The following is a 17,413-nucleotide window of genomic DNA, read 5'->3' on the forward strand; positions in this document are numbered from 1 at the left end:
CGTGCGCATCGGCAACGACCGGTCGCAGGATGAGCCGCATATCGATCTGGTGCCGTTGATCGACGTCATCCTGGTGCTGATCATCTTCTTCGTGGTCACCACCACCTTCGATGCGCGTTCGACCCTGCAGGTGCAGCTGCCGACCGCCAGTCAGCAGCAGACCAACGAGCCGCCGCGCTCGCTGAGCGTGTTGATCAACGCGGACGGTCGCTACTTCGTGAACGATCAGGAAGTGCTGCGCAGCGACGTCGAATCGGTCAAGCAGACGATCGCCGCCGTCGCCGGCAGCGATCGTGAACAGACCGTGCTGCTGCGTGCCGACGCGCGCACTCCCTACCAGGCCGTGGTCACCGCGCAGGATGCGCTGGGCCAGCTCGGCTTCCGTCGTATCGCCATTGCAACAGCGCCAGAGGTGCGTCCATGAGTTCCCATCACGCGCCAGTGTGGCCGATCTACAAACGTCTGCTGGGCTATACCCGCACCTACTGGGTGTTCATGATCGGCGCGGTCATCGCGATGGTGGTCGAAGCCCTGGCCGGCTATCACTTCACCAAGCTGATGGAGCCGCTGGTCAACCGGGGCTTCGTCAACCCTGAGCCGCGCATGGCGGTGATTCTGCCGCTGACCATCCTCGGCCTGTTCCTGATGCGCAGCGTGGCGACCTGGGTCAGCGACTACACGCTGGCCAAGACCGGCCGCAGCGTGGTCCGCGACCTGCGCGAACAGGTGTTGCAGAAGTACCTGCACCTGCCGTCCTCGCACTTCGACGCCGAAGCGACGCCGGTGATGGTCAGCCGCCTGAACTTCGATACCGAACAGGTCACCCAGGCAAGCGCCGACGCGCTCAAGACCGTGGTCGCCGATACCCTCACCATCATCGCCATGCTGGCGGTGATGCTGCAGATGAGCGTCAAGGTGACCCTGGCGATGCTGGTGGTGGTGCCGCTGATCGGCGTGATTGTCTCCTACGTGGGCAAGCGCTACCGGCGCATCAGCCGCGGCATCCAGGACGGCATGGGCACCATGGCGCAGACCGCCGAGCAGTCGCTGGCCGCGCAGCAGGAAGTGAAGGTGCACGGCACCCAGCAGCACGAGATCTCGCGTTACTCGCGCCTGGCCAACCGCATGCTGGCACTGAACATGAAGGTGGAAGTGACCCGTGCGGCCGCCTCCAGCGTCGTCCAGTTCCTGGCGGCGCTGGCGCTGGCGGTGATCGTATGGGTGTCTACCCGCGAAGCGCTGGCCGGCAAGCTCAATGCAGGTCAGTTCATGGGCCTGATGACCTCGATGATGGCCATCATTCCGTCGCTGCGCCGGCTGACCAGCGTGCAGACCTCGATCTCGCGCGGCGTGGCCGCTGCCGAGCGCCTGTTCAGCATCATCGACATGCCGGTCGAGCGCGACCACGGCAAGCACGCGGTGCAGCGCGTACGCGGCGAACTGGCCTTCGAGCACGTCATGCTGCGTTACCGGGAAGACAGCGGCATCGCCCTGGACGACATCAGTTTCGTCGCCAGACCGGGTACGGTCACTGCCATCGTGGGTCGTTCCGGCAGCGGCAAGACCAGCCTGATCCGGCTGGTGCCGCGCTTCTACGAACCCAACGGCGGCCGCATCCTGCTCGACGGCGTCGCCCTGGATGACTATCCGTTGGCCGATCTGCGCAGACAGGTGGCCATCGTCGGCCAGAAGGTGATGCTGTTCGACGACACCATCGCCGCCAACATCGCCTACGGCATGGATGCGACAGACGAGCAGATCCGCGCGGCGGCCGAAGCGGCCAATGCCTGGGAGTTCATTGCACGCATGCCGCAGCAGCTGCAGACGCCGGTGGGTGAGAATGGCGCGCTGCTGTCCGGCGGCCAGCGCCAGCGCCTGGCGATCGCCCGCGCGATCCTGCGCGATGCACCGATCCTGATCCTGGACGAGGCCACCGCGGCGTTGGACAACGAATCAGAGCGTCTGGTGCAGGATGCGCTGCAGCGTTTGATGCCCGAGCGCACCACGCTGGTGATCGCGCACCGCTTGTCGACCATCGAGCATGCCGACCAGGTGCTGGTGATGGACCATGGTCGCATCGTTGAACGCGGCACCCACCAGGAACTGCTGTCGATGGGTGGCCTGTACCAGCACCTGCACAACATGCAGTTCCGCGAAAGGCAGGACTGATGGCGGGCAAAGGTACCCAGACCCCGCCGTACTGGTATGACGGCAGCCCGGTTCCCTGGCCGATGCGATTGCTGGCACCGCTGTACGCGGGCGTCACTGCGCTGCGTCGGCGCCTGTACCGGCGTGGCTGGCGCAAGCGCCATGCGCTGGCGGTGCCGGTCATCGTGGTCGGCAACATCACCGCAGGCGGCACCGGCAAGACGCCGCTGACCATCGCCCTGGTCGAGCGCCTGCGGGCAGCCGGTTGGAAGCCCGGTGTGGCCAGTCGCGGCTATGGCCGCGAAGAAGCCGACAAGGCGCGTTGGGTGGAAGCCGATACGCCGACCGCCCTCGGTGGCGACGAGCCGGTGCTGATTGCATGGAAAACCGGCGTGCCGGTGCGCGTCGACAGTGATCGCGTGGCGGCGGGCAAGGCGTTGATCGCCGCCGGCTGCGACGTGATCGTCTGCGATGACGGCCTGCAGCACTACCGGCTGGCGCGCGACATCGAGATCGAGGTGGTCGATGCTCAGCGCCGCTATGGCAATGGACGGATGATTCCGGCCGGCCCGCTGCGCGAGCCGGTCAGCCGCGCCACCGAATGCGATTTCCGTGTGGTCAACCTCGGTCAGGCGGATGAAGCGGCTGCTGCCCAGGCCTGCGGCTTCGGCCAATGGCCGATGGCCCTGCACATCGACAGCGCACAACCGCTGGCCGGCGGACGGGCGCGTCCGCTCTCGTACTTCGCGGGCCAGCGCGTGCATGCCGTGGCCGGCATCGCCCATCCGCAGCGCTTCTTCGACATGCTGCGCGCACGTGCGATCGGCGTGGTGCCGCATGCCTTCGCCGACCATCACGCCTACCAGCCGCAGGATCTGTCCTTTGGCAGCCAGTTGCCGGTGCTGATGACCGAAAAGGATGCCGTGAAGTGCCGCGCCTTCGGCAACGACTGGCATTACGCCGTGCCGCTGCGTGCCGAGATGCCTGCTGCTTTCTGGATCGCGCTGACTGATCGCCTGGACAAGCTGCGACCGAACTGAGGGGCCGCGCTGCGCTTGCAAATGCACGCCGCCGGCCGCATTCCTGCTGTATCGCGCCTGCCGAGTACCGCCCGCATGACCGACTTCGTTGTTGCCATCCCGGCCCGCTATGCCGCTTCGCGGTTGCCGGGCAAGCCGCTGCGCCTGCTGGGCGGAGAGCCCATGGTGCTGCATGTAGCCCGCCGCGCGCTGCAGGCCGGCGCGGGTGAGGTCTGGGTTGCGACCGACGACCAGCGCATTGCCGACGCGTTGTCCGGCCTGGAGGAAGTGAAGGTGGCGATGACCGCGGCTTCGCATGCCTCCGGCACCGATCGCCTGGCCGAATGCGCGCGCATCGCCGGCTGGGCGGACGACACCGTCGTGGTCAACCTGCAGGGCGATGAGCCGTTCGCACCGGCCGCCGGCATCCGCGCCGTCGCCGCGGCACTGGTGGAGGGCAGCGCGCCGATGTCGACCCTGGCCACGCCGGTCGAGGATGCACACACGCTGTTCGACCCCAACGTGGTCAAGCTGGTGCGCAACGTGCGCAATGAGGCCATGTACTTCAGCCGTGCGCCGATCGCCTGGCATCGCGATGGCTTCGCGCGTAGTCGCGAGATCCTGCCCGAGGGCCACCAGTGGCTGCGCCACATCGGCATCTACGGCTACCGTGCCGGCTTCCTGCAGCAGTTCGCCTCGATGCCGCCGGGCATGCTGGAACAAATGGAATCGCTGGAGCAGTTGCGCGTGCTGGAAGCGGGCTACCCGATCGCCGTAGCGATCTCGCCCGAACCCTTCCCGCCGGGCATCGACACCCCTGAAGACCTGCAGCGCGCCGAAACGCTGCTGCAGGCAATGGCGGCGCGATGAAGCTGCTGGTCGTCTGCCTCGGCAACATCTGCCGCTCGCCGATGGCCGAAGGTGCGCTGCGCGCTCGCCTGGATGCCTCGGCGCTGGCCGGACGGGTGCAGGTCGATTCGGCCGGTACCGGCGACTGGCATGCGGGCCAGCCCCCCGATCGACGTGCCATTGCATGCGCAGCCGGGCATGGCGTGGACCTTGGCGGCTTGCGCGCGCGGCAGCTGCAGCCGCGGGACTTCGACGCCTTCGATTGGATCCTGTGCGCCGACGAGGCCAATCTGCGTGATGCCGCGCGCCTTGCCACCGCCGCCCAGCGCGAGCGCCTGGCGCTCTACCTGCCGTGGTCGGGCGGGCAGGGCGAGCGCGCGATTCCCGACCCCTATACCGGTGGCAGTGATCATTTCGAACAGGTCTGGTCGCTGGTCGATGCTGCCGCTGAACGTACCGTGGCACGCCTGTTGCATCACGCCCACTCCGGCATAATCGGGCCATGAACATCCAGCCCGTCCCGGACCTGCCCGAGTTCGCCGCCTGGCTCAATGCCGCGCCCTGCACCCTGACCGAACTGCGTGGCCGGCCGGTCGCGCTGTTGTTCGTCAACGCCGCGTCGGCGTGGAGCGCGCAACGGTTGGCCGAGTTCAGCCAGTGGCTGTCGCGCCACCCCGGCAAGCTGCAACCCCTGGTGCTGCAGGTGCCACGCTTCGATTTCGAGCGTGACGCCAGTGCTGCGTTGAAACTGCTGCGCCGCCAGGGCCTGACCATGCCGGTGCTGCTCGATGCCGATTGGGATGGCTGGCGCCGCTTCGGCATCACCGCGTGGCCGACCATGGTGTTGCTGGACGCGCAGGGCCGCGAACAGCAGCGCTTGATCGGCCAGGGCGCGCCCGGCGAGTTGGAGCGGGCATTGAACACCCTCTGCGAGGGGGCGCCGTCGGCGCCTTCGCGCGGCGGCAGTGAACTGCACCCCGAGCCGCGCCAGGCGCTGCGGTTCCCGATGGGTCTGGCGGTGAACCAGGAACGGTTGTACATCGCCGACAGTGGCCGCCACCGCATTCTGGAATGCAGTCACGGCGGCCGCGTGCTGCGTCAGTTCGGCCTGGGCACCGCCGACTTCATGGACGGCAACCTCGCCGAAGCCGCCTTCCACAGGCCGCAGGCGCTGGCGCTGGAACGCGAGTCGCTGTACGTGGCCGACACCGGCAACCACGCCGTGCGCCGCATCAACCTGCTTACCGGCCTGGTCGACACCCTGTGCGGCAGCGGCCGTCCGGGCGCTCCCGAGGAAGGGCCGGTGGCGCAGCCACGGCAGGTATCGCTGGACCATCCGGTTGGCCTGGCCATCGCCGAAAACCAGCTGCACATCGCCATGGCCGGCGACAACCGCATCTGGAGCTATCACCTCGGCCAGCGCAGCCTGCAGTGGCGCGCCGGCAGCGGCGCCATCGACGAGCGCGACGGCAGCGGCCACCTGGCCGCGTTCGCCCAGCCCACGGCCGTGGCCGTGGTCCAGCAGGTGCTCTACGTGGCCGACGCACTGGGTTCATCGATCCGTTCGCTGCAGCTGCGCGGCGATCTGGTGCAGACCCTGGTCGGGCAGGGCACCTGGCGATTCGGTGAAGACGATGGTCCGCGCGCGCAGGCCAGTCTGCAGTTCCCGCAGGCGATCGCGTTGAGCCCGGATGCTCCGTTGTTGTGGATCGCCGACACCGGCAATGGCCGCCTGCGCACGTTGCGTCTGGGCGGCGGCGAACTGACCACCCAGCCCTTGCCGCGGCGCCTGCACGGCCCGGCCGGTCTGGCCATTGGTGCCGGTGCTGTGTGGATTGCCGAAACAGATTCCCACGCCGTACTGCGTCTGGACCCGGACAGCGGCGTACTCAGCGAAGTGCCGATCAGCGAATGACCGTTGTTCCCGTCCCGCCCTTCGATGGCAAGGCATTCGCGGCCCAGCTGAGTACCGCCCCGGGCGTGTACCGCATGTACGCCGCTGACGACACGCTGCTGTACGTTGGCAAGGCCCGCGCGCTGCGCAACCGCGTGGGCAGCTATTTCAACGGCAGTCCGAAGAACGCGCGCATCATGTCGATGCTCTCGCAGATCGTGCGCATGGACGTGACCGTGACGCGCTCGGAAGCCGAAGCGCTGCTGCTGGAAAACCAGCTGATCAAGTCACTGTCGCCGCGCTACAACGTGTCCCTGCGCGACGACAAGACCTATCCGCATGTGCTGCTGACCCGCGAGGACTGGCCGCGCATCGCCCTGCATCGCGGCCCGCGCGCCATTCCCGGGCGCTACTTCGGGCCGTATCCCGGCGTCACCGCGGTACGCGAAACGCTGAACCTGATGCACAAGCTGTTCAAGCTGCGCAGCTGCGAAGACAGCGTGTTCCGCAACCGCTCGCGACCCTGCCTGCAGTATCAGATCGGGCGCTGCAGTGCGCCGTGCGTGGAGCTGGTGCCGGCCGCGGACTACGCCGAGTCGGTGCGCCGCGCGGCGATGTTCCTGGAAGGCAAGAGCGACGAGCTGACCCGGGAACTGGGCGAGCAGATGCAGGCCGCCAGCGAAGCGCTTGAATTCGAGCAGGCCGCGCGTCTGCGTGATCTGATCACGTCCTTGCGCAGCATGCAGACCCGCCAGTACGTGGACGGCCGCGCGGCCGACCTGGACGTGTTGGCGGTGGCCATGCAGGGCTCGCAGGCCTGCGTGATGCTGCTGGCGTTCCGCGACGGCCGCAACCTGGGCACCCGTCCGTTCTTTCCCCGCACCAACGGTGAGGAAAGCCCTGATGAAGTGCTGGCGGCCTTTGTTTCGCAGTACTACATCGAATTCGAGCCGCCGCGCGAGATCCTGCTCGACCGCGAAATTCCTGACGCCGACTTGATTGGTTCTGCACTGTCGGCCTCGGCCGAGCGCAAGGTGCAGTTGAAATGGAACGTCCGTGGCGAGCGCGCCGGCTACCTGGAACTGGCCAGCCGCAACGCGCAGCTGACCCTGGCGACCGAGATCAACAGCCGCACCGCGCAGCACGCGCGCAGCGAAGCGCTGCGGGTGATGCTGGGGCTGGCCGAACCGGTGAAGCGGGTGGAGTGCTTCGATATCAGCCACACCATGGGCGAAGCCACCGTGGCCTCCTGTGTGGTGTTCGATGCCGCCGGTCCGGTGCGTGCGCAGTACCGCCGTTTCAACATCAGTGGCATTGAGCCGGGCGATGATTACGCCGCGATGCGCCAGGCCATCGACCGCCGCTTCCGCCGCGCCGTGGAAGAGCAGGGCGTGCTGCCGGACGTGCTGCTGATCGACGGTGGCGCTGGCCAGCTGGCCCAGGCGCAGGCGGCGCTGGCCGATCTGGGCGTGGAAGGCGTGCTGCTGGTGGGTGTGGCCAAGGGTGTGGAACGCCGTGCCGGCCACGAAGCCCTGGTGATGCCCGATGGCCGCGAACTGCGCCCGGGTGCGGCCGATCCGGCCCTGCAGTTCATCCAGCAGGTGCGCGATGAAGCGCACCGCTTCGCCATCACCGGCCATCGCGGGCGCCGGCAGAAGGCCCGGATGACCAGCAAACTGGAAGACATTCCCGGCATCGGGCCGCGTCGGCGCGCCAGTCTGCTGAAGCATTTCGGCGGTCTGGTCGGCCTGAAAGCGGCCGGAGAAGCGGAAATCGCCAAGGTGGAAGGCATCAATGACGCCCTCGCAGCACGCATCTACGCTAACCTGCACGGGTTGGCCGCGCCGGATCCGGCCGAGTAAAGAGAGAATAAAGCAGCATGACGTTGACCCTGCCCACCTGGCTGACCCTGTTGCGGATCGTGATGATCCCGGTGCTGGTGCTGGTGTTCTACCTGCCCTACACCTGGACCAACTTCGCATCGGCGGCGATCTTCGGCCTGGCCGCGATCACCGACTGGCTCGATGGCTGGATCGCGCGTCGCTACGGCCTTGAGTCGGCGTTCGGCGCCTTCCTCGACCCGGTGGCGGACAAGCTGATGGTGGCAGTGGCGCTGTTCCTGATCGTGCAGGGTCATCCGACCCCGTGGATGGCGTTCTGGGCGGCAGTGATCGTCGGTCGAGAGATCGCGGTGTCGGCGCTGCGCGAGTGGATGGCCGAACTCGGCCAGCGCGCCAAGGTGCGCGTGGCGATGATCGGCAAGGTCAAGACCACCGCGCAGATGGTCGCACTGTTGTGCCTGCTGTATTCGGTGGCGCCCAACGTGCCGGTCAACGACATCTGGATGGGCCCGCCGGTGTTCCATATCGGTGACTGGACCCTGGCGATCGCCGCGGTGCTGACCCTGTGGTCGGGCCTGCAGTACCTGCACGCCGCGTGGCCGAGTCTGCGCGACGACGAACGCGCCGCGCGCGAGCGCTCGCGGCAGAAGAAGCTGGGCAACTGAGCCCCAGGGTCGGATCCCTTTCCGCAGGAAAGGGCTCTGAGCCCAGGGACGCCTCCATCCACGCATGGCCTGGATCTACTGGGTATGCATTCTACGCAGGATGCCTCATCCACGCATGGCGTGGATCTACGGGAATGTGGGTTTGCGGTAGATCCACGCCATGCGTGGACACGCAATGTCGGCCACTCCTGCAAATCCCTGAAAAAAAGCGCTTGACGCAATCCTTGGAATAGGTAAAATTTCGCCTCCCAAGCGGGAATAGCTCAGTTGGTAGAGCGCAACCTTGCCAAGGTTGAGGTCGCGAGTTCGAGTCTCGTTTCCCGCTCCAGATTCAAGAAGAACGCTCCCGCAAGGGGGCGTTTTTCGTTTGTGTCCCGCGCGCTTCATACCCGCTTCACCGCCACTCCATCGCCTCACCACGCGCAGGCTCGATGCTGCATCTCCCTTCTCAAGTGGTGATGCCGCGATGCCTCACACTCCTACCGCCTACGACTACGACGTGGTCATCGTCGGCGCCAGTTTTGCAGGTGCCGCCTGCGCACTCGCCGCCGCCCAATACGGCCTGCGCGTCTGCGTGCTCGAACGCAAGGCCGACCCCGGCGAACGCCTGCACACCACCGGCATCGTGGTGAAGGAGGCGATGGAGCAGACCTGGCTGGGGCGCATGCCCGAGCATCTGGTGCAACGTGTAGCGCGTGTGCGCCTGTACGCGCCGAACCTGCGCAACGTGCTGCTGGCCGCACCGGGCTACTACTTCCTCACCACCGATACACCGAACCTGATGCGCTGGCTGGCCAGCGAACTGCATGCCAGCGGCGTGGACCTGCGGTTGCAGCAGCCGTTCAGCGGCGCCTGCCGCGACGGCGATGCGTGGCAGATTGAAGGGGTGGGGCGCACCGGCTATCTGGTCGGCGCTGACGGCGCACGTTCGCGTGTCGCGCAGCGCACCGGCCTGGGGCAGGTGCGCGACAACCTGTACGGTGTCGAGCGCGAATTTGCCGACGTGCAGCTACCGGAAGGCGATGCCTTGCACTGCTTTGTCAGCCGCCGCTTCGCACCTGGCTATATCGGCTGGGCCACGCAGAATCCCACCGGTGTGCAGGTGGGGCTGGCCCTGCGCCACGATCCGGCCCACGCCCGCCCGCCGGATATCGAGGGTTTCCTTGAACATGTGCGCGACGTGGTGGGCCTTCCTCGCTCGGCCGAGGCTGCCGGCACCCGCGCGGGGCTGGTGCCCTGCGGGTTGCCGGATGGCCCGATCACCGCGCCGGGCGTGATCCTTACGGGCGATGCGGCAGGTGTCGTCTCGCCGCTGTCGGCCGGCGGCATCCACTCGTCATGGCGGCATGGCTGGGCGGTCGGCGATGCAATCGGCCTGCACCGGCGCGGCAAGGGGACAGCCGCTGAGCATGTGGCGCGACAGGCGGCGCCGACCTTTCACCGCAAGCGCGTACTGCGCTGGGCGATGGACCACCTGCAGCGGGACTGGCCGGTCGACGCGCTGCTGCGCACCGGCCCGGTGCGCCGGCTGGCCGAACAGATCTACTTCCACCGACGGGGCGTGCGGGTGTGACCCGGAAGCTGAACGCTGCCCCGTGAAAGGGCGGCAGAATCCTGTTGACGCCGTGCAGCAATCCCGACACAATAGCGCTCCTTCGACGCAGGTCGAACGGAATCTGCGGGAATAGCTCAGTTGGTAGAGCGCAACCTTGCCAAGGTTGAGGTCGCGAGTTCGAGTCTCGTTTCCCGCTCCAGATTCAAGAAGAACGCTCCCGAAAGGGGGCGTTTTTCGTTTGCGCGACGCCATCCAGATGCAGCCTCGCTAGTGCGGGATGCCCCGGCTCGCGCTGCACCAGGTACGTACGTCCGCACGGTCGAAGCCGGCGCAGGCGTTCTTCCGCAGGATGTACAGATAAGGCGCGTCGTCCTGGTAGGTAAAGTGGTAGTAGTAGGTCCGGTCCTGCCCATACAGCCAGTAGTTCGACGAGCCGTCGTTGATCACGTAGGGCTCGAAGGAAAAGATCGATGACTGCGCAGGAATGAAGTTGCTTCTGTCCATCAGCAGCATGGTCGCGTTTGACGCCAGTGGCGTAGCCAGGCAGATCGCCATCGTGCCCAGGATAAGCACGGCCATGAAGATGCCGAGCGCGCGGCGAGGACTGGATTTCAAGCGTATTGCCTGCCGGTGGAAGCGTTCCGGCCAATGTGCCGCAGCGCCTGCGAACAGTCCAGCGTTCAGCTTGGCGGCGCCCATGAAAGGCTGGGGAAAGGCCGAGGGTTCGCAATGCATGCACCCCATACGCGCTGTAACGCAGCTCCGACTGATTCTCCATGTCCACTCCACAATCGCGGCGTAGCCTCCTCGGCTTCTCTCTCCACGAAGGTGGGCGGGTGGCCAATCGTTTCACTTCCCCTGCGGCGTCCGTTCGACAACGTGCATCGCTGCCCCGCATCGTCCTGGGGGCCGGAACGCTGCTGGCCAGCGCGATGCTGGCCGGCTGCATGTCGGTGACGGTTCCGGATCTGCCCGATCGCGCTCCAGCGGTCTGGAATCAACCGGCCCCTGCGCAGGGCGTCGCGGTCGATGCGCGGCAGTGGTGGAAGGTGCTGGCCGATGCGCGCTTGAACGCGCTGGTGGAAGAGGCCATCGCCGGCAATCTGGACCTGCAGCAGGCCACCCTGCGGCTGCAGGCGGTACGCCTTGTGTCTGGCACCTCTGATGCGCGTTTCCGTCCAGAGATAACGGCCAGTGCCAAGCAGGTACAGGACGCCGCCGCCGTCGACACCTACTTCCACGCAGGCATCGAAGCGATCTGGGATCTTGGCCTGTTTGGCGCAGCGGAAAGTGCCCGTCTAAGCGCGCAGGCGGCCAACGGAAATGCAGAGGCACTGCGCGGTGCCGCGCAGGTGGCGGTCATCGCTGATGTGGTGCGCAGCTATCTGGATCTTTCCGTCGCGCAGGCGCAGGCGGATCTGTTGGGTAAGCAACAGGCCGTTGATGCACGCGGCGAGCAACTGGGGCTGGTGCGGCAGCGCCTGCGTCTGGACGAGCCTGGCGAACTGGATCGTCTGCGTGCGCGGCAGGCTGTCACACGCGCTGCCATTGCACAGGCGGATGAAAATGCAGGCAACGCCGCGCGTGCGCTGGCGCTGCTGCTGGGGCGCGATGGGCCGGATCCGGCCTGGAATGCCTACCGCACGCCGCCGCAATTGAGCGCCTTCACCCTGCAGCAGGTGCCGGCTGATCTGCTGCGCCACCGCCCGCAGATCCTGCTGGCCGAGGCCGATGTACTGCAGGCCACCGCCGAGAAGGGCAGCGCACGCGCGGCGATGTTTCCAAAACTGAGCCTGGGCGGTTCCATCCTGTACGCCTACAACCTCACCCAGAACGCACGCTCCAACTCCGATTCCAGCCCATCGATCGGTCCCTACATCGACATTCCGCTGTGGGATTGGGGCCAGCGGCGCGCGCGCTACCAGTCCGACGACAAGCAGCTGGATGCGGCATTGCTGGGCTATCGCAAGGCCGTACTGCAAGGCGTGGCTGAAGTGGAAGGCGCATTGGGCAGCCTGGCCCGTCAGGACAGCAGCATCCAATCGCTGCAGGTGGCCGATGAAACTGCCCGGCAGCAGGTCGCGCGACAGGCCCGGCAGGTGCAGCTTGGCCTCTCCAGTGAGTTCGACGGGCTGGAAAGCCAGCGTACGGCGTTGTCCGCGCATGCCGATCTGATTGGTGCGCAGGGTGCGCGCGTGCTCGCCTTCGCATCGCTGTATCGCGCCGTCGGCGGCGCACCCTTGCCGGTCGAGCCTGAAGGCGACGTGCAATGATCGCGCTTGCGCGCAAAACGCTGGTTTACGAGTGGCGCCGGTTCCTGCCGGTGGTGCTGGCCATGTGTTTCGCCGGTGTGCTGCTGATAGTGCAGGCAGCGCTGGTGCTGGGTATCTTCGGCACCGCTGCGATCTACGTGAAGGCATCGACCGCCGATGTCTGGGCTGGCTTTGCCGGTACGCAGAGCGTGAACTACGGCCATGCGATCAGCGCGGACGTCGAAAGCCGGCTGCGCATGGACCCGGATGTCACCCGCGTCGAGCCCTACGAATGGGTCGACGGCGAGTGGCGCTCCAGCGCGCAGGGCACCGGCAACGTGTCGGTGTATCTGTCCGGCATCTCGACGGCGAACGACGCGATGATGTTCTCGCGCATCCTGCCGCCTGAGCTGCGTGCACAGTTGCGCGAACCCGGTGCGGTGATCGTCGACAGTGCGGACCTGGACACGCTGGGCGTTGATCTGCGCAGCAACCGGGCCTGGATCAACGGCAAGGCCGTGCGTGTGGTTGCCGCGCAACCCGGTCTGCGCGGTCTCGGCGGCGTCAACGTGCTGGCGTCACTGGATACCGCACGTGCCATCGCCGGAACCGACCCGCATGAGGGCAGTACCTATTTCGTGGCGGGCACGCGGTCACCGGAGTTGGCCGCGCGCGTGCGCGATCGCCTCAACGATTCAACGGGCCGCGCCACGTCTGTCGAATTCTGGACAGCACCGGAGTTCGCCAGCCGCTCGCAGCAGTACTGGCTGTTCGACACCGGTGCCGGTATCGCGGTGCTGTTCATGGCGGTCATCGTCTGCTTCGTCGGTGCGGTGATCACCAACCAGTCCTTCGCGGCGGTGGTGGCCGGTTCGGTACGCGAGTACGCCACCCTGAATGCGCTCGGTGCCGGTCGCTACGCATTGGCCCGGGTGGTGTTCGAACAGGCGGTACTGATCGGCGGTTTCGGCATGCTGCTGGCTGCAGCCTTCAGCACGGTGGTGCTGCTGGCGGCGCAGACCCAGCGCGTGCCGGTACAGCTCACGCCGATGGTGGTTCTCGGCTGCGTGGCGCTGGTCGCGGTGATGGCCATGCTGTCGAGCATCATGGCGGTGCGCAGTGTCGTCCGCTCCGATCCATCGTTGCTGTTGCGTTGATGGGCGACCGATGACGAACACCCCCATCACGTCCCCGACCCTGCGAGCCGATGCACTGGAAAAGGGCTTCGTGTCCGGCGATGTGCACGTTCCCGTGCTGCGTGGCCTGTCACTGGACATCTATCCAGGCGAACTGACCCTGGTGTCGGGTCCCTCCGGCTGCGGCAAGAGCACGCTGCTGTCGCTGATGTCCGGACTCTCCACGCCCGACGGCGGTCGCGTGCATGCGCTTGGACAGGACGTCAGCCATATGACCCGCAGTGAGGTGGAGCGCTTCCGCCTGCACCATGTTGGTTTCGTGTTCCAAGGTTTCAATCTGTTTCCGGCGCTCACCGCGCTGGAACAGGTGCAGCTGCCGTTGGGCTATCGCGGCATGCGCAATCGTGACAGCGAACCGCTGGCGCGGCAGGCGCTGGACGAGGTCGGTCTCTCGCACCGCAGCCACATGCGTCCGGCACAGTTGTCCGGCGGCGAGAAGCAGCGCGTAGCGGTTGCACGTGCCTTCGCCAAGTCACCCACACTGATCTTTGCAGACGAGCCCACCAGTGCGTTGGACGCCGAGAACGGCCAGCGTGTGATCGACATCCTGCACCGCTATGCACGCGCACATCAGGCCACGGTGCTGTGCGTAAGCCACGATCCACGCCTGATCCGCCATGCGGATCGGGTGATCGCCATGGAAGACGGCACGGTCCGCGATGACCGTCGCCAGAACGAAACCGTAGAGCCCAACCGATGACCAGAATGCCGCCGTTGTTCTCCCTCAGCATCTCCTTGGGTGCGGCCCTGCTGCTGAGTGCCTGCAGCAAGGATGCACCTGCGCCCGCGCGGCCGGCGGCGACCACGCCCGCTACCGCGGACAAGGTAGCCGTCGCTCGCGGCATCATCGATGTGGAAGGCGGGCTGATCGCACTGGTCCCCTCTATGGATGGCTCCGTCAGTACCGCGCCGGTGAAGGAGGGGGCGGTGGTCCGCAAGGGCGATGTCCTGCTCACCCTGGATGGCGCACTGCTTGAACAGGAAGTGGGCATGGCCAACGCCGATCTCGCGCTGGCCGCCGACCGGCTGAAGGGCAGCCAGGCGCAGCTACGCGAGTTGGAGCGCAATGCCACCCGCTTGGCCACTGGTGCAAGCGAAGGCGTTTCTTCCAGCCAGCAGGCCGACGCGGCCAGGCAGCAGCTGGCTGGTGTTCGCGCCGATGTCGATGTGGCTGGAGCACAGGTCGAGATGGCCCAGCACAAGCTGGAGCACGCCAGGCTCAAGCTGCGCCAGATGTCGCTGACCGCGCCGGATGCCGGCACCGTGATTGGCCAGGTGCCCGGCGTGGGTGCATTCGTGCCGGCCGGCAAGCCGGCGATGTCATTGCTGCCGGCGCGGCCCCTGCAGGTGCGCGCCGAACTGAGCGCGGCCTATGCCGATGCGGTGCAGGTGGGCATGCGCGCGACGGTGGTGATCGATAGCGATGGCACCGAGGGCAAGCCGCTGCCGGTAGCGCGCGTGGTCCGCATCAGCCCGGTGTTCGCGGCGGCGCGGCTGCCCGAAGACGCAGGGCGCGGCGTGGCGAAGGTAGTGGAGTGCGTGCTGGAATTCGAGAGTGCGGCAACGGCGCGCGTTGGCCAGCACGTACGGGTGGAGTTCCGGAAGTAACGGCGCCGCTCTCTATGGGAGCGCGTGGCCTTGCTTCCTTCTGGCCAACGCCCGCCACGCACTGACCAGTGACACCACGCACAGCGCCAGCAGCAATCCCACATCCAGAAGCACCAACCACAGAAGGTGCATTCCCTGTACCGGTGGCTGATGCATCATCGACGCCAGCCACGGGAAGGTCCACGCCAGCAGCAACACTAAGGCGATCAACAGTCGCAGCCATAAGCGATCGAATCTCCAGGGGCGCACGATCAGCGCAGCGATCACCAGCTCGACCGTACTCAACAGCGCGAACACGACAACGCTGCTGGTCGGGTAGGGCAGGGTTCCGCCATCGAAGTGTCGCAACATCCAGTAGTCCGGGGTGAAGCCCGCATTGATCAGTGCGGCGATCACCGCCAGCCAGGTGAGGGCGACAAGGATCCAGAACAGGCGGACGTAGCGAGGTCTCGTGTGCGGGTTCATCGGGTAGGCGGGTTGTTGACGGCGTGAAGGAATTTCGACACAATAGCGCTCCTTCGACGCAGGTCGGAGAATCTGCGGGAATAGCTCAGTTGGTAGAGCGCAACCTTGCCAAGGTTGAGGTCGCGAGTTCGAGTCTCGTTTCCCGCTCCAGATTGCACAGGGCCCCGGTTGGGGCCTTGTTTTTCTCCCGCCCGGCAAGGCGGGGCACGTTGAGCCACAAGGCTTTGCGCGCAGTCAGAAAAGTGAAAACAGTTGTGAAATGGCTGGTGTGTGTCCCGGGCTTCCGGTACCATGACGGCTTATGCGGGAATAGCTCAGTTGGTAGAGCGCAACCTTGCCAAGGTTGAGGTCGCGAGTTCGAGTCTCGTTTCCCGCTCCATGTTCCGACAGGCCCCTCCGCGGGGTTTTGTCATGTCAGGGGCGTCGTTCCTGATCGCAGTACGTTGGCCTCATGGCAGAGTGGCTATGCACCGGATTGCAAATCCGTTTACAGCGGTTCGATTCCGCTTGAGGCCTCCAATTGAAAAGCCCTGACTCCGGTCAGGGCTTTTTCTTTGCGCGCAATCAGGTGCCATCAGGCTGTACCAAAATGCACATGCGACCCGGCGGGGCGGCTGCTAACGTCGCCGCACTTCTCTTCAGCAGTGGTGGCCGCAGTGCGAAACCTGGCGATCCAGCAGGCCGTGTACCTCCCTCTCGGCGCCATGCTGGCCCTGATCGCTTTTGCATTCACCGTGCCCGGCTACCACCCGGTCTCGCAGCACCTCAGCGAGATGGGCCTGATGCCGGGGCTGCCGGCCAATGCCGTGCAGGTCGGCCCGATGGTCAGTGGCTCGGCCATCATCCTTTTCAGCCTCGCGCTGCTAGCCCAGGGCCGCCGTTTCGCGCTCACTGCGCTCACCTCCACCCTGTTCGGGGTGTCCATGGTCAGCAATGGCGTCTTCACCATCGGCAGCCCCATGCATGGCCTCTATGGCATCGGCATCTTCTCGATCCTCACCCCGCTGCTGTTCCTGGCAGAGCTGGGCCCGCAGGCGTCAACGCGGATGGCATGGTTCGCGCGCGCGAGCTCGCTGCTGGGGATGGCCTATCTGTGGCTGATGATGTCCGGCTTCGACCCGGAGCCCTATCGCGGCCTCACCCAGCGCCTTGCGCTGCTGCCGGCGTTTGGCTGGTACACCTTGGCGGCGCTGGAGCTGCGTTCATTCCGGCGGTGATTCGCCGGGGGAATGGCATTTGCCCGGACGCACGATCAGTCGTAGCGTATGGTCAAACGGGCCGCAGGGCCCTGGACAGGAGGTCTGGCATGAACATGAAACCTGGCATTACGCTGGCATTGCTGCTGGTCGCCCCGCTGGCATCGGCGCAGGTCTACAAATGCAAGGGGGCATCCGGTGAGACAACCTACTCGCAGAATCCGTGCAGTGCCGGCTCGGAACCGATGAAGCTGCGCTCCAACCGCGCCGCATCGGAATCGGTTGCCGAGCTTGCCAATCGCACCGCGGTCTACCGCACTGCCGAAATGAATGACGCCGGCATTGCCGAGCGCAACTGTCTGCAGAGCGAGCAGTCGCGCATCTATGGCCCGTTCGAATCGCGCAGCCAGGCGGTCAATCGGCAGGTGGCCGATCTGAACCGGCAGCTGGCTGCTGCCAGCAGCAGTCTGGCCGGCGCCACCAGCGGATCTGGCATCCGGGCGCAGATTTCCAGTCTGCAGCAGTCGTTGAGCTCGGAACGGACCTCGGCCGACAGCCAGATGTCGACAGCGCGCGAGCGCTGTTCAAACGCGCGTCGCGACCGCGAGAAAGAGGTACACGAGAAGTACGCTAACGCGCCAGCGTCTTCTTCCTGATCACTGTATCAGGCTTGCAGATAAGCCTGCGGCCACGAGAAGCCGCGGTCCTGCGTTGCGCAGTCCGTT

The 17,413-nt window shown here is 66.2% G+C and carries 17 protein-coding genes and 5 tRNA genes; 20 read left to right on the top strand and 2 right to left on the bottom strand.

Features of this window, described 5'->3' with window-relative positions; genetic code table 11:
• Position 1: 1 nt before the first annotated feature.
• From ACQ5SA_RS13070 to ACQ5SA_RS13120, 11 genes are all read left to right on the top strand, one after another.
• Complete coding sequence (locus ACQ5SA_RS13070) at positions 2-424, top strand: ExbD/TolR family protein (protein ID WP_025875217.1); 423 nt, start codon at positions 2-4, stop codon at positions 422-424.
• Positions 421-2,169 (top strand): lipid A export permease/ATP-binding protein MsbA, encoded by a 1,749-nt coding sequence (gene msbA, locus ACQ5SA_RS13075; protein ID WP_230110737.1) that lies wholly within the window; start codon positions 421-423, stop codon positions 2,167-2,169. The genes ACQ5SA_RS13070 and msbA overlap by 4 nt, the downstream gene beginning before the upstream one ends.
• The gene (gene lpxK / locus ACQ5SA_RS13080) at positions 2,169-3,188 is read left to right on the top strand and encodes a tetraacyldisaccharide 4'-kinase (RefSeq protein WP_230110736.1); all 1,020 of its coding nucleotides are present in this window, start codon (positions 2,169-2,171) and stop codon (positions 3,186-3,188) included. Before msbA ends, lpxK begins: the two co-directional genes overlap by 1 nt.
• 75 nt (positions 3,189-3,263) lie before the next feature.
• A complete protein-coding gene (gene kdsB / locus ACQ5SA_RS13085) occupies positions 3,264-4,037 on the top strand; it encodes a 3-deoxy-manno-octulosonate cytidylyltransferase (RefSeq protein ID WP_230110735.1) in 774 nt (257 codons plus the stop codon).
• On the top strand, positions 4,034-4,522 hold the full coding sequence (locus tag ACQ5SA_RS13090; protein WP_230110733.1) for a low molecular weight protein-tyrosine-phosphatase: 489 nt from the start codon (positions 4,034-4,036) through the stop codon (positions 4,520-4,522). Before kdsB ends, ACQ5SA_RS13090 begins: the two co-directional genes overlap by 4 nt.
• Entirely contained in the window at positions 4,519-5,931 is a 1,413-nt protein-coding gene (locus ACQ5SA_RS13095; protein ID WP_353098304.1) for a hypothetical protein, read from the top strand. The genes ACQ5SA_RS13090 and ACQ5SA_RS13095 overlap by 4 nt, the downstream gene beginning before the upstream one ends.
• On the top strand, positions 5,928-7,772 hold the full coding sequence (uvrC, locus tag ACQ5SA_RS13100; RefSeq protein ID WP_205403950.1) for an excinuclease ABC subunit UvrC: 1,845 nt from the start codon (positions 5,928-5,930) through the stop codon (positions 7,770-7,772). The genes ACQ5SA_RS13095 and uvrC overlap by 4 nt, the downstream gene beginning before the upstream one ends.
• Before the next feature lie 17 nt (positions 7,773-7,789).
• A complete protein-coding gene (pgsA, locus tag ACQ5SA_RS13105) occupies positions 7,790-8,416 on the top strand; it encodes a CDP-diacylglycerol--glycerol-3-phosphate 3-phosphatidyltransferase (RefSeq protein ID WP_049469025.1) in 627 nt (208 codons plus the stop codon).
• A gap of 252 nt (positions 8,417-8,668) precedes the next feature.
• Positions 8,669-8,744, top strand: a tRNA-Gly gene (locus ACQ5SA_RS13110).
• A 138-nt stretch (positions 8,745-8,882) separates the two neighbouring features.
• Positions 8,883-9,989, top strand: a complete 1,107-nt coding sequence (locus ACQ5SA_RS13115; protein WP_499314434.1) for an NAD(P)/FAD-dependent oxidoreductase — start codon at positions 8,883-8,885, stop codon at positions 9,987-9,989.
• Between the two features lie 105 nt (positions 9,990-10,094).
• Positions 10,095-10,170, top strand: a tRNA-Gly gene (locus ACQ5SA_RS13120).
• 68 nt (positions 10,171-10,238) lie between these two features.
• On the opposite strand, the gene ACQ5SA_RS13125 is transcribed toward ACQ5SA_RS13120, so the two are convergent.
• Complete coding sequence (locus ACQ5SA_RS13125) at positions 10,239-10,670, bottom strand: hypothetical protein (protein ID WP_499314435.1); 432 nt, start codon at positions 10,668-10,670, stop codon at positions 10,239-10,241.
• Positions 10,671-10,918: 248 nt separating this feature from the next.
• Here ACQ5SA_RS13125 and ACQ5SA_RS13130 point away from each other — a divergent pair, with 248 nt between their 5' ends.
• From ACQ5SA_RS13130 to ACQ5SA_RS13145, 4 genes are read left to right on the top strand one after another with little or no spacing between them, the layout of a single operon-like run.
• Positions 10,919-12,244 carry a TolC family protein gene (locus ACQ5SA_RS13130; protein WP_499314624.1) on the top strand — a complete coding sequence of 442 codons (1,326 nt, stop codon included), beginning with the start codon at positions 10,919-10,921 and terminating at the stop codon, positions 12,242-12,244.
• A complete protein-coding gene (locus ACQ5SA_RS13135) occupies positions 12,241-13,380 on the top strand; it encodes an ABC transporter permease (RefSeq protein WP_499314436.1) in 1,140 nt (379 codons plus the stop codon). The genes ACQ5SA_RS13130 and ACQ5SA_RS13135 overlap by 4 nt, the downstream gene beginning before the upstream one ends.
• A 10-nt stretch (positions 13,381-13,390) precedes the next feature.
• On the top strand, positions 13,391-14,119 hold the full coding sequence (locus ACQ5SA_RS13140) for an ABC transporter ATP-binding protein (RefSeq protein ID WP_499314437.1): 729 nt from the start codon (positions 13,391-13,393) through the stop codon (positions 14,117-14,119).
• Positions 14,116-15,027 (top strand): HlyD family secretion protein, encoded by a 912-nt coding sequence (locus tag ACQ5SA_RS13145; protein WP_499314438.1) that lies wholly within the window; start codon positions 14,116-14,118, stop codon positions 15,025-15,027. The genes ACQ5SA_RS13140 and ACQ5SA_RS13145 overlap by 4 nt, the downstream gene beginning before the upstream one ends.
• Positions 15,028-15,039: 12 nt before the next feature.
• On the opposite strand, the gene ACQ5SA_RS13150 is transcribed toward ACQ5SA_RS13145, so the two are convergent.
• Positions 15,040-15,492, bottom strand: coding sequence for a hypothetical protein (locus ACQ5SA_RS13150; RefSeq protein WP_499314439.1), 453 nt, complete (start codon positions 15,490-15,492; stop codon positions 15,040-15,042).
• Between the two features lie 74 nt (positions 15,493-15,566).
• Here ACQ5SA_RS13150 and ACQ5SA_RS13155 point away from each other — a divergent pair.
• The 5 genes from ACQ5SA_RS13155 to ACQ5SA_RS13175 all read left to right on the top strand — a co-directional run bounded on the left by ACQ5SA_RS13155 (position 15,567) and on the right by ACQ5SA_RS13175 (position 17,344).
• Positions 15,567-15,642: transfer RNA gene (locus ACQ5SA_RS13155), tRNA-Gly, on the top strand.
• A gap of 153 nt (positions 15,643-15,795) precedes the next feature.
• Positions 15,796-15,871, top strand: a tRNA-Gly gene (locus ACQ5SA_RS13160).
• Between the two features lie 66 nt (positions 15,872-15,937).
• Positions 15,938-16,011 (top strand) — tRNA-Cys (locus ACQ5SA_RS13165).
• A 128-nt stretch (positions 16,012-16,139) separates the two neighbouring features.
• A complete protein-coding gene (locus tag ACQ5SA_RS13170) occupies positions 16,140-16,709 on the top strand; it encodes a DUF998 domain-containing protein (protein WP_499314440.1) in 570 nt (189 codons plus the stop codon).
• 89 nt (positions 16,710-16,798) lie between these two features.
• The gene (locus ACQ5SA_RS13175; RefSeq protein ID WP_499314441.1) at positions 16,799-17,344 is read left to right on the top strand and encodes a DUF4124 domain-containing protein; all 546 of its coding nucleotides are present in this window, start codon (positions 16,799-16,801) and stop codon (positions 17,342-17,344) included.
• The last annotated feature ends 69 nt before the right edge of the window (positions 17,345-17,413 follow it).

It is taken from the genome of Stenotrophomonas indicatrix, assembly GCF_050573115.1.
Classification (GTDB): domain Bacteria; phylum Pseudomonadota; class Gammaproteobacteria; order Xanthomonadales; family Xanthomonadaceae; genus Stenotrophomonas; species Stenotrophomonas lactitubi_A.

What these genes read in the sequence shown, in the direction of transcription:
- lpxK (WP_230110736.1), top strand. Translation starts at nt 2,169, where the DNA reads ATGGCGGGCAAAGGTACCCAGACCCCGCCGTACTGGTATGACGGCAGC.
- ACQ5SA_RS13095 (WP_353098304.1), top strand. Translation starts at nt 4,519, where the DNA reads ATGAACATCCAGCCCGTCCCGGACCTGCCCGAGTTCGCCGCCTGGCTC.
- kdsB (WP_230110735.1), top strand. Translation starts at nt 3,264, where the DNA reads ATGACCGACTTCGTTGTTGCCATCCCGGCCCGCTATGCCGCTTCGCGG.
- ACQ5SA_RS13175 (WP_499314441.1), top strand. Translation starts at nt 16,799, where the DNA reads ATGAACATGAAACCTGGCATTACGCTGGCATTGCTGCTGGTCGCCCCG.
- ACQ5SA_RS13140 (WP_499314437.1), top strand. Translation starts at nt 13,391, where the DNA reads ATGACGAACACCCCCATCACGTCCCCGACCCTGCGAGCCGATGCACTG.
- ACQ5SA_RS13125 (WP_499314435.1), bottom strand. Translation starts at nt 10,670, where the DNA reads ATGGGCGCCGCCAAGCTGAACGCTGGACTGTTCGCAGGCGCTGCGGCA.
- msbA (WP_230110737.1), top strand. Translation starts at nt 421, where the DNA reads ATGAGTTCCCATCACGCGCCAGTGTGGCCGATCTACAAACGTCTGCTG.
- ACQ5SA_RS13150 (WP_499314439.1), bottom strand. Translation starts at nt 15,492, where the DNA reads ATGAACCCGCACACGAGACCTCGCTACGTCCGCCTGTTCTGGATCCTT.
- pgsA (WP_049469025.1), top strand. Translation starts at nt 7,790, where the DNA reads ATGACGTTGACCCTGCCCACCTGGCTGACCCTGTTGCGGATCGTGATG.
- ACQ5SA_RS13115 (WP_499314434.1), top strand. Translation starts at nt 8,883, where the DNA reads ATGCCTCACACTCCTACCGCCTACGACTACGACGTGGTCATCGTCGGC.
- uvrC (WP_205403950.1), top strand. Translation starts at nt 5,928, where the DNA reads ATGACCGTTGTTCCCGTCCCGCCCTTCGATGGCAAGGCATTCGCGGCC.
- ACQ5SA_RS13145 (WP_499314438.1), top strand. Translation starts at nt 14,116, where the DNA reads ATGACCAGAATGCCGCCGTTGTTCTCCCTCAGCATCTCCTTGGGTGCG.
- ACQ5SA_RS13090 (WP_230110733.1), top strand. Translation starts at nt 4,034, where the DNA reads ATGAAGCTGCTGGTCGTCTGCCTCGGCAACATCTGCCGCTCGCCGATG.
- ACQ5SA_RS13135 (WP_499314436.1), top strand. Translation starts at nt 12,241, where the DNA reads ATGATCGCGCTTGCGCGCAAAACGCTGGTTTACGAGTGGCGCCGGTTC.
- ACQ5SA_RS13130 (WP_499314624.1), top strand. Translation starts at nt 10,919, where the DNA reads ATGTCGGTGACGGTTCCGGATCTGCCCGATCGCGCTCCAGCGGTCTGG.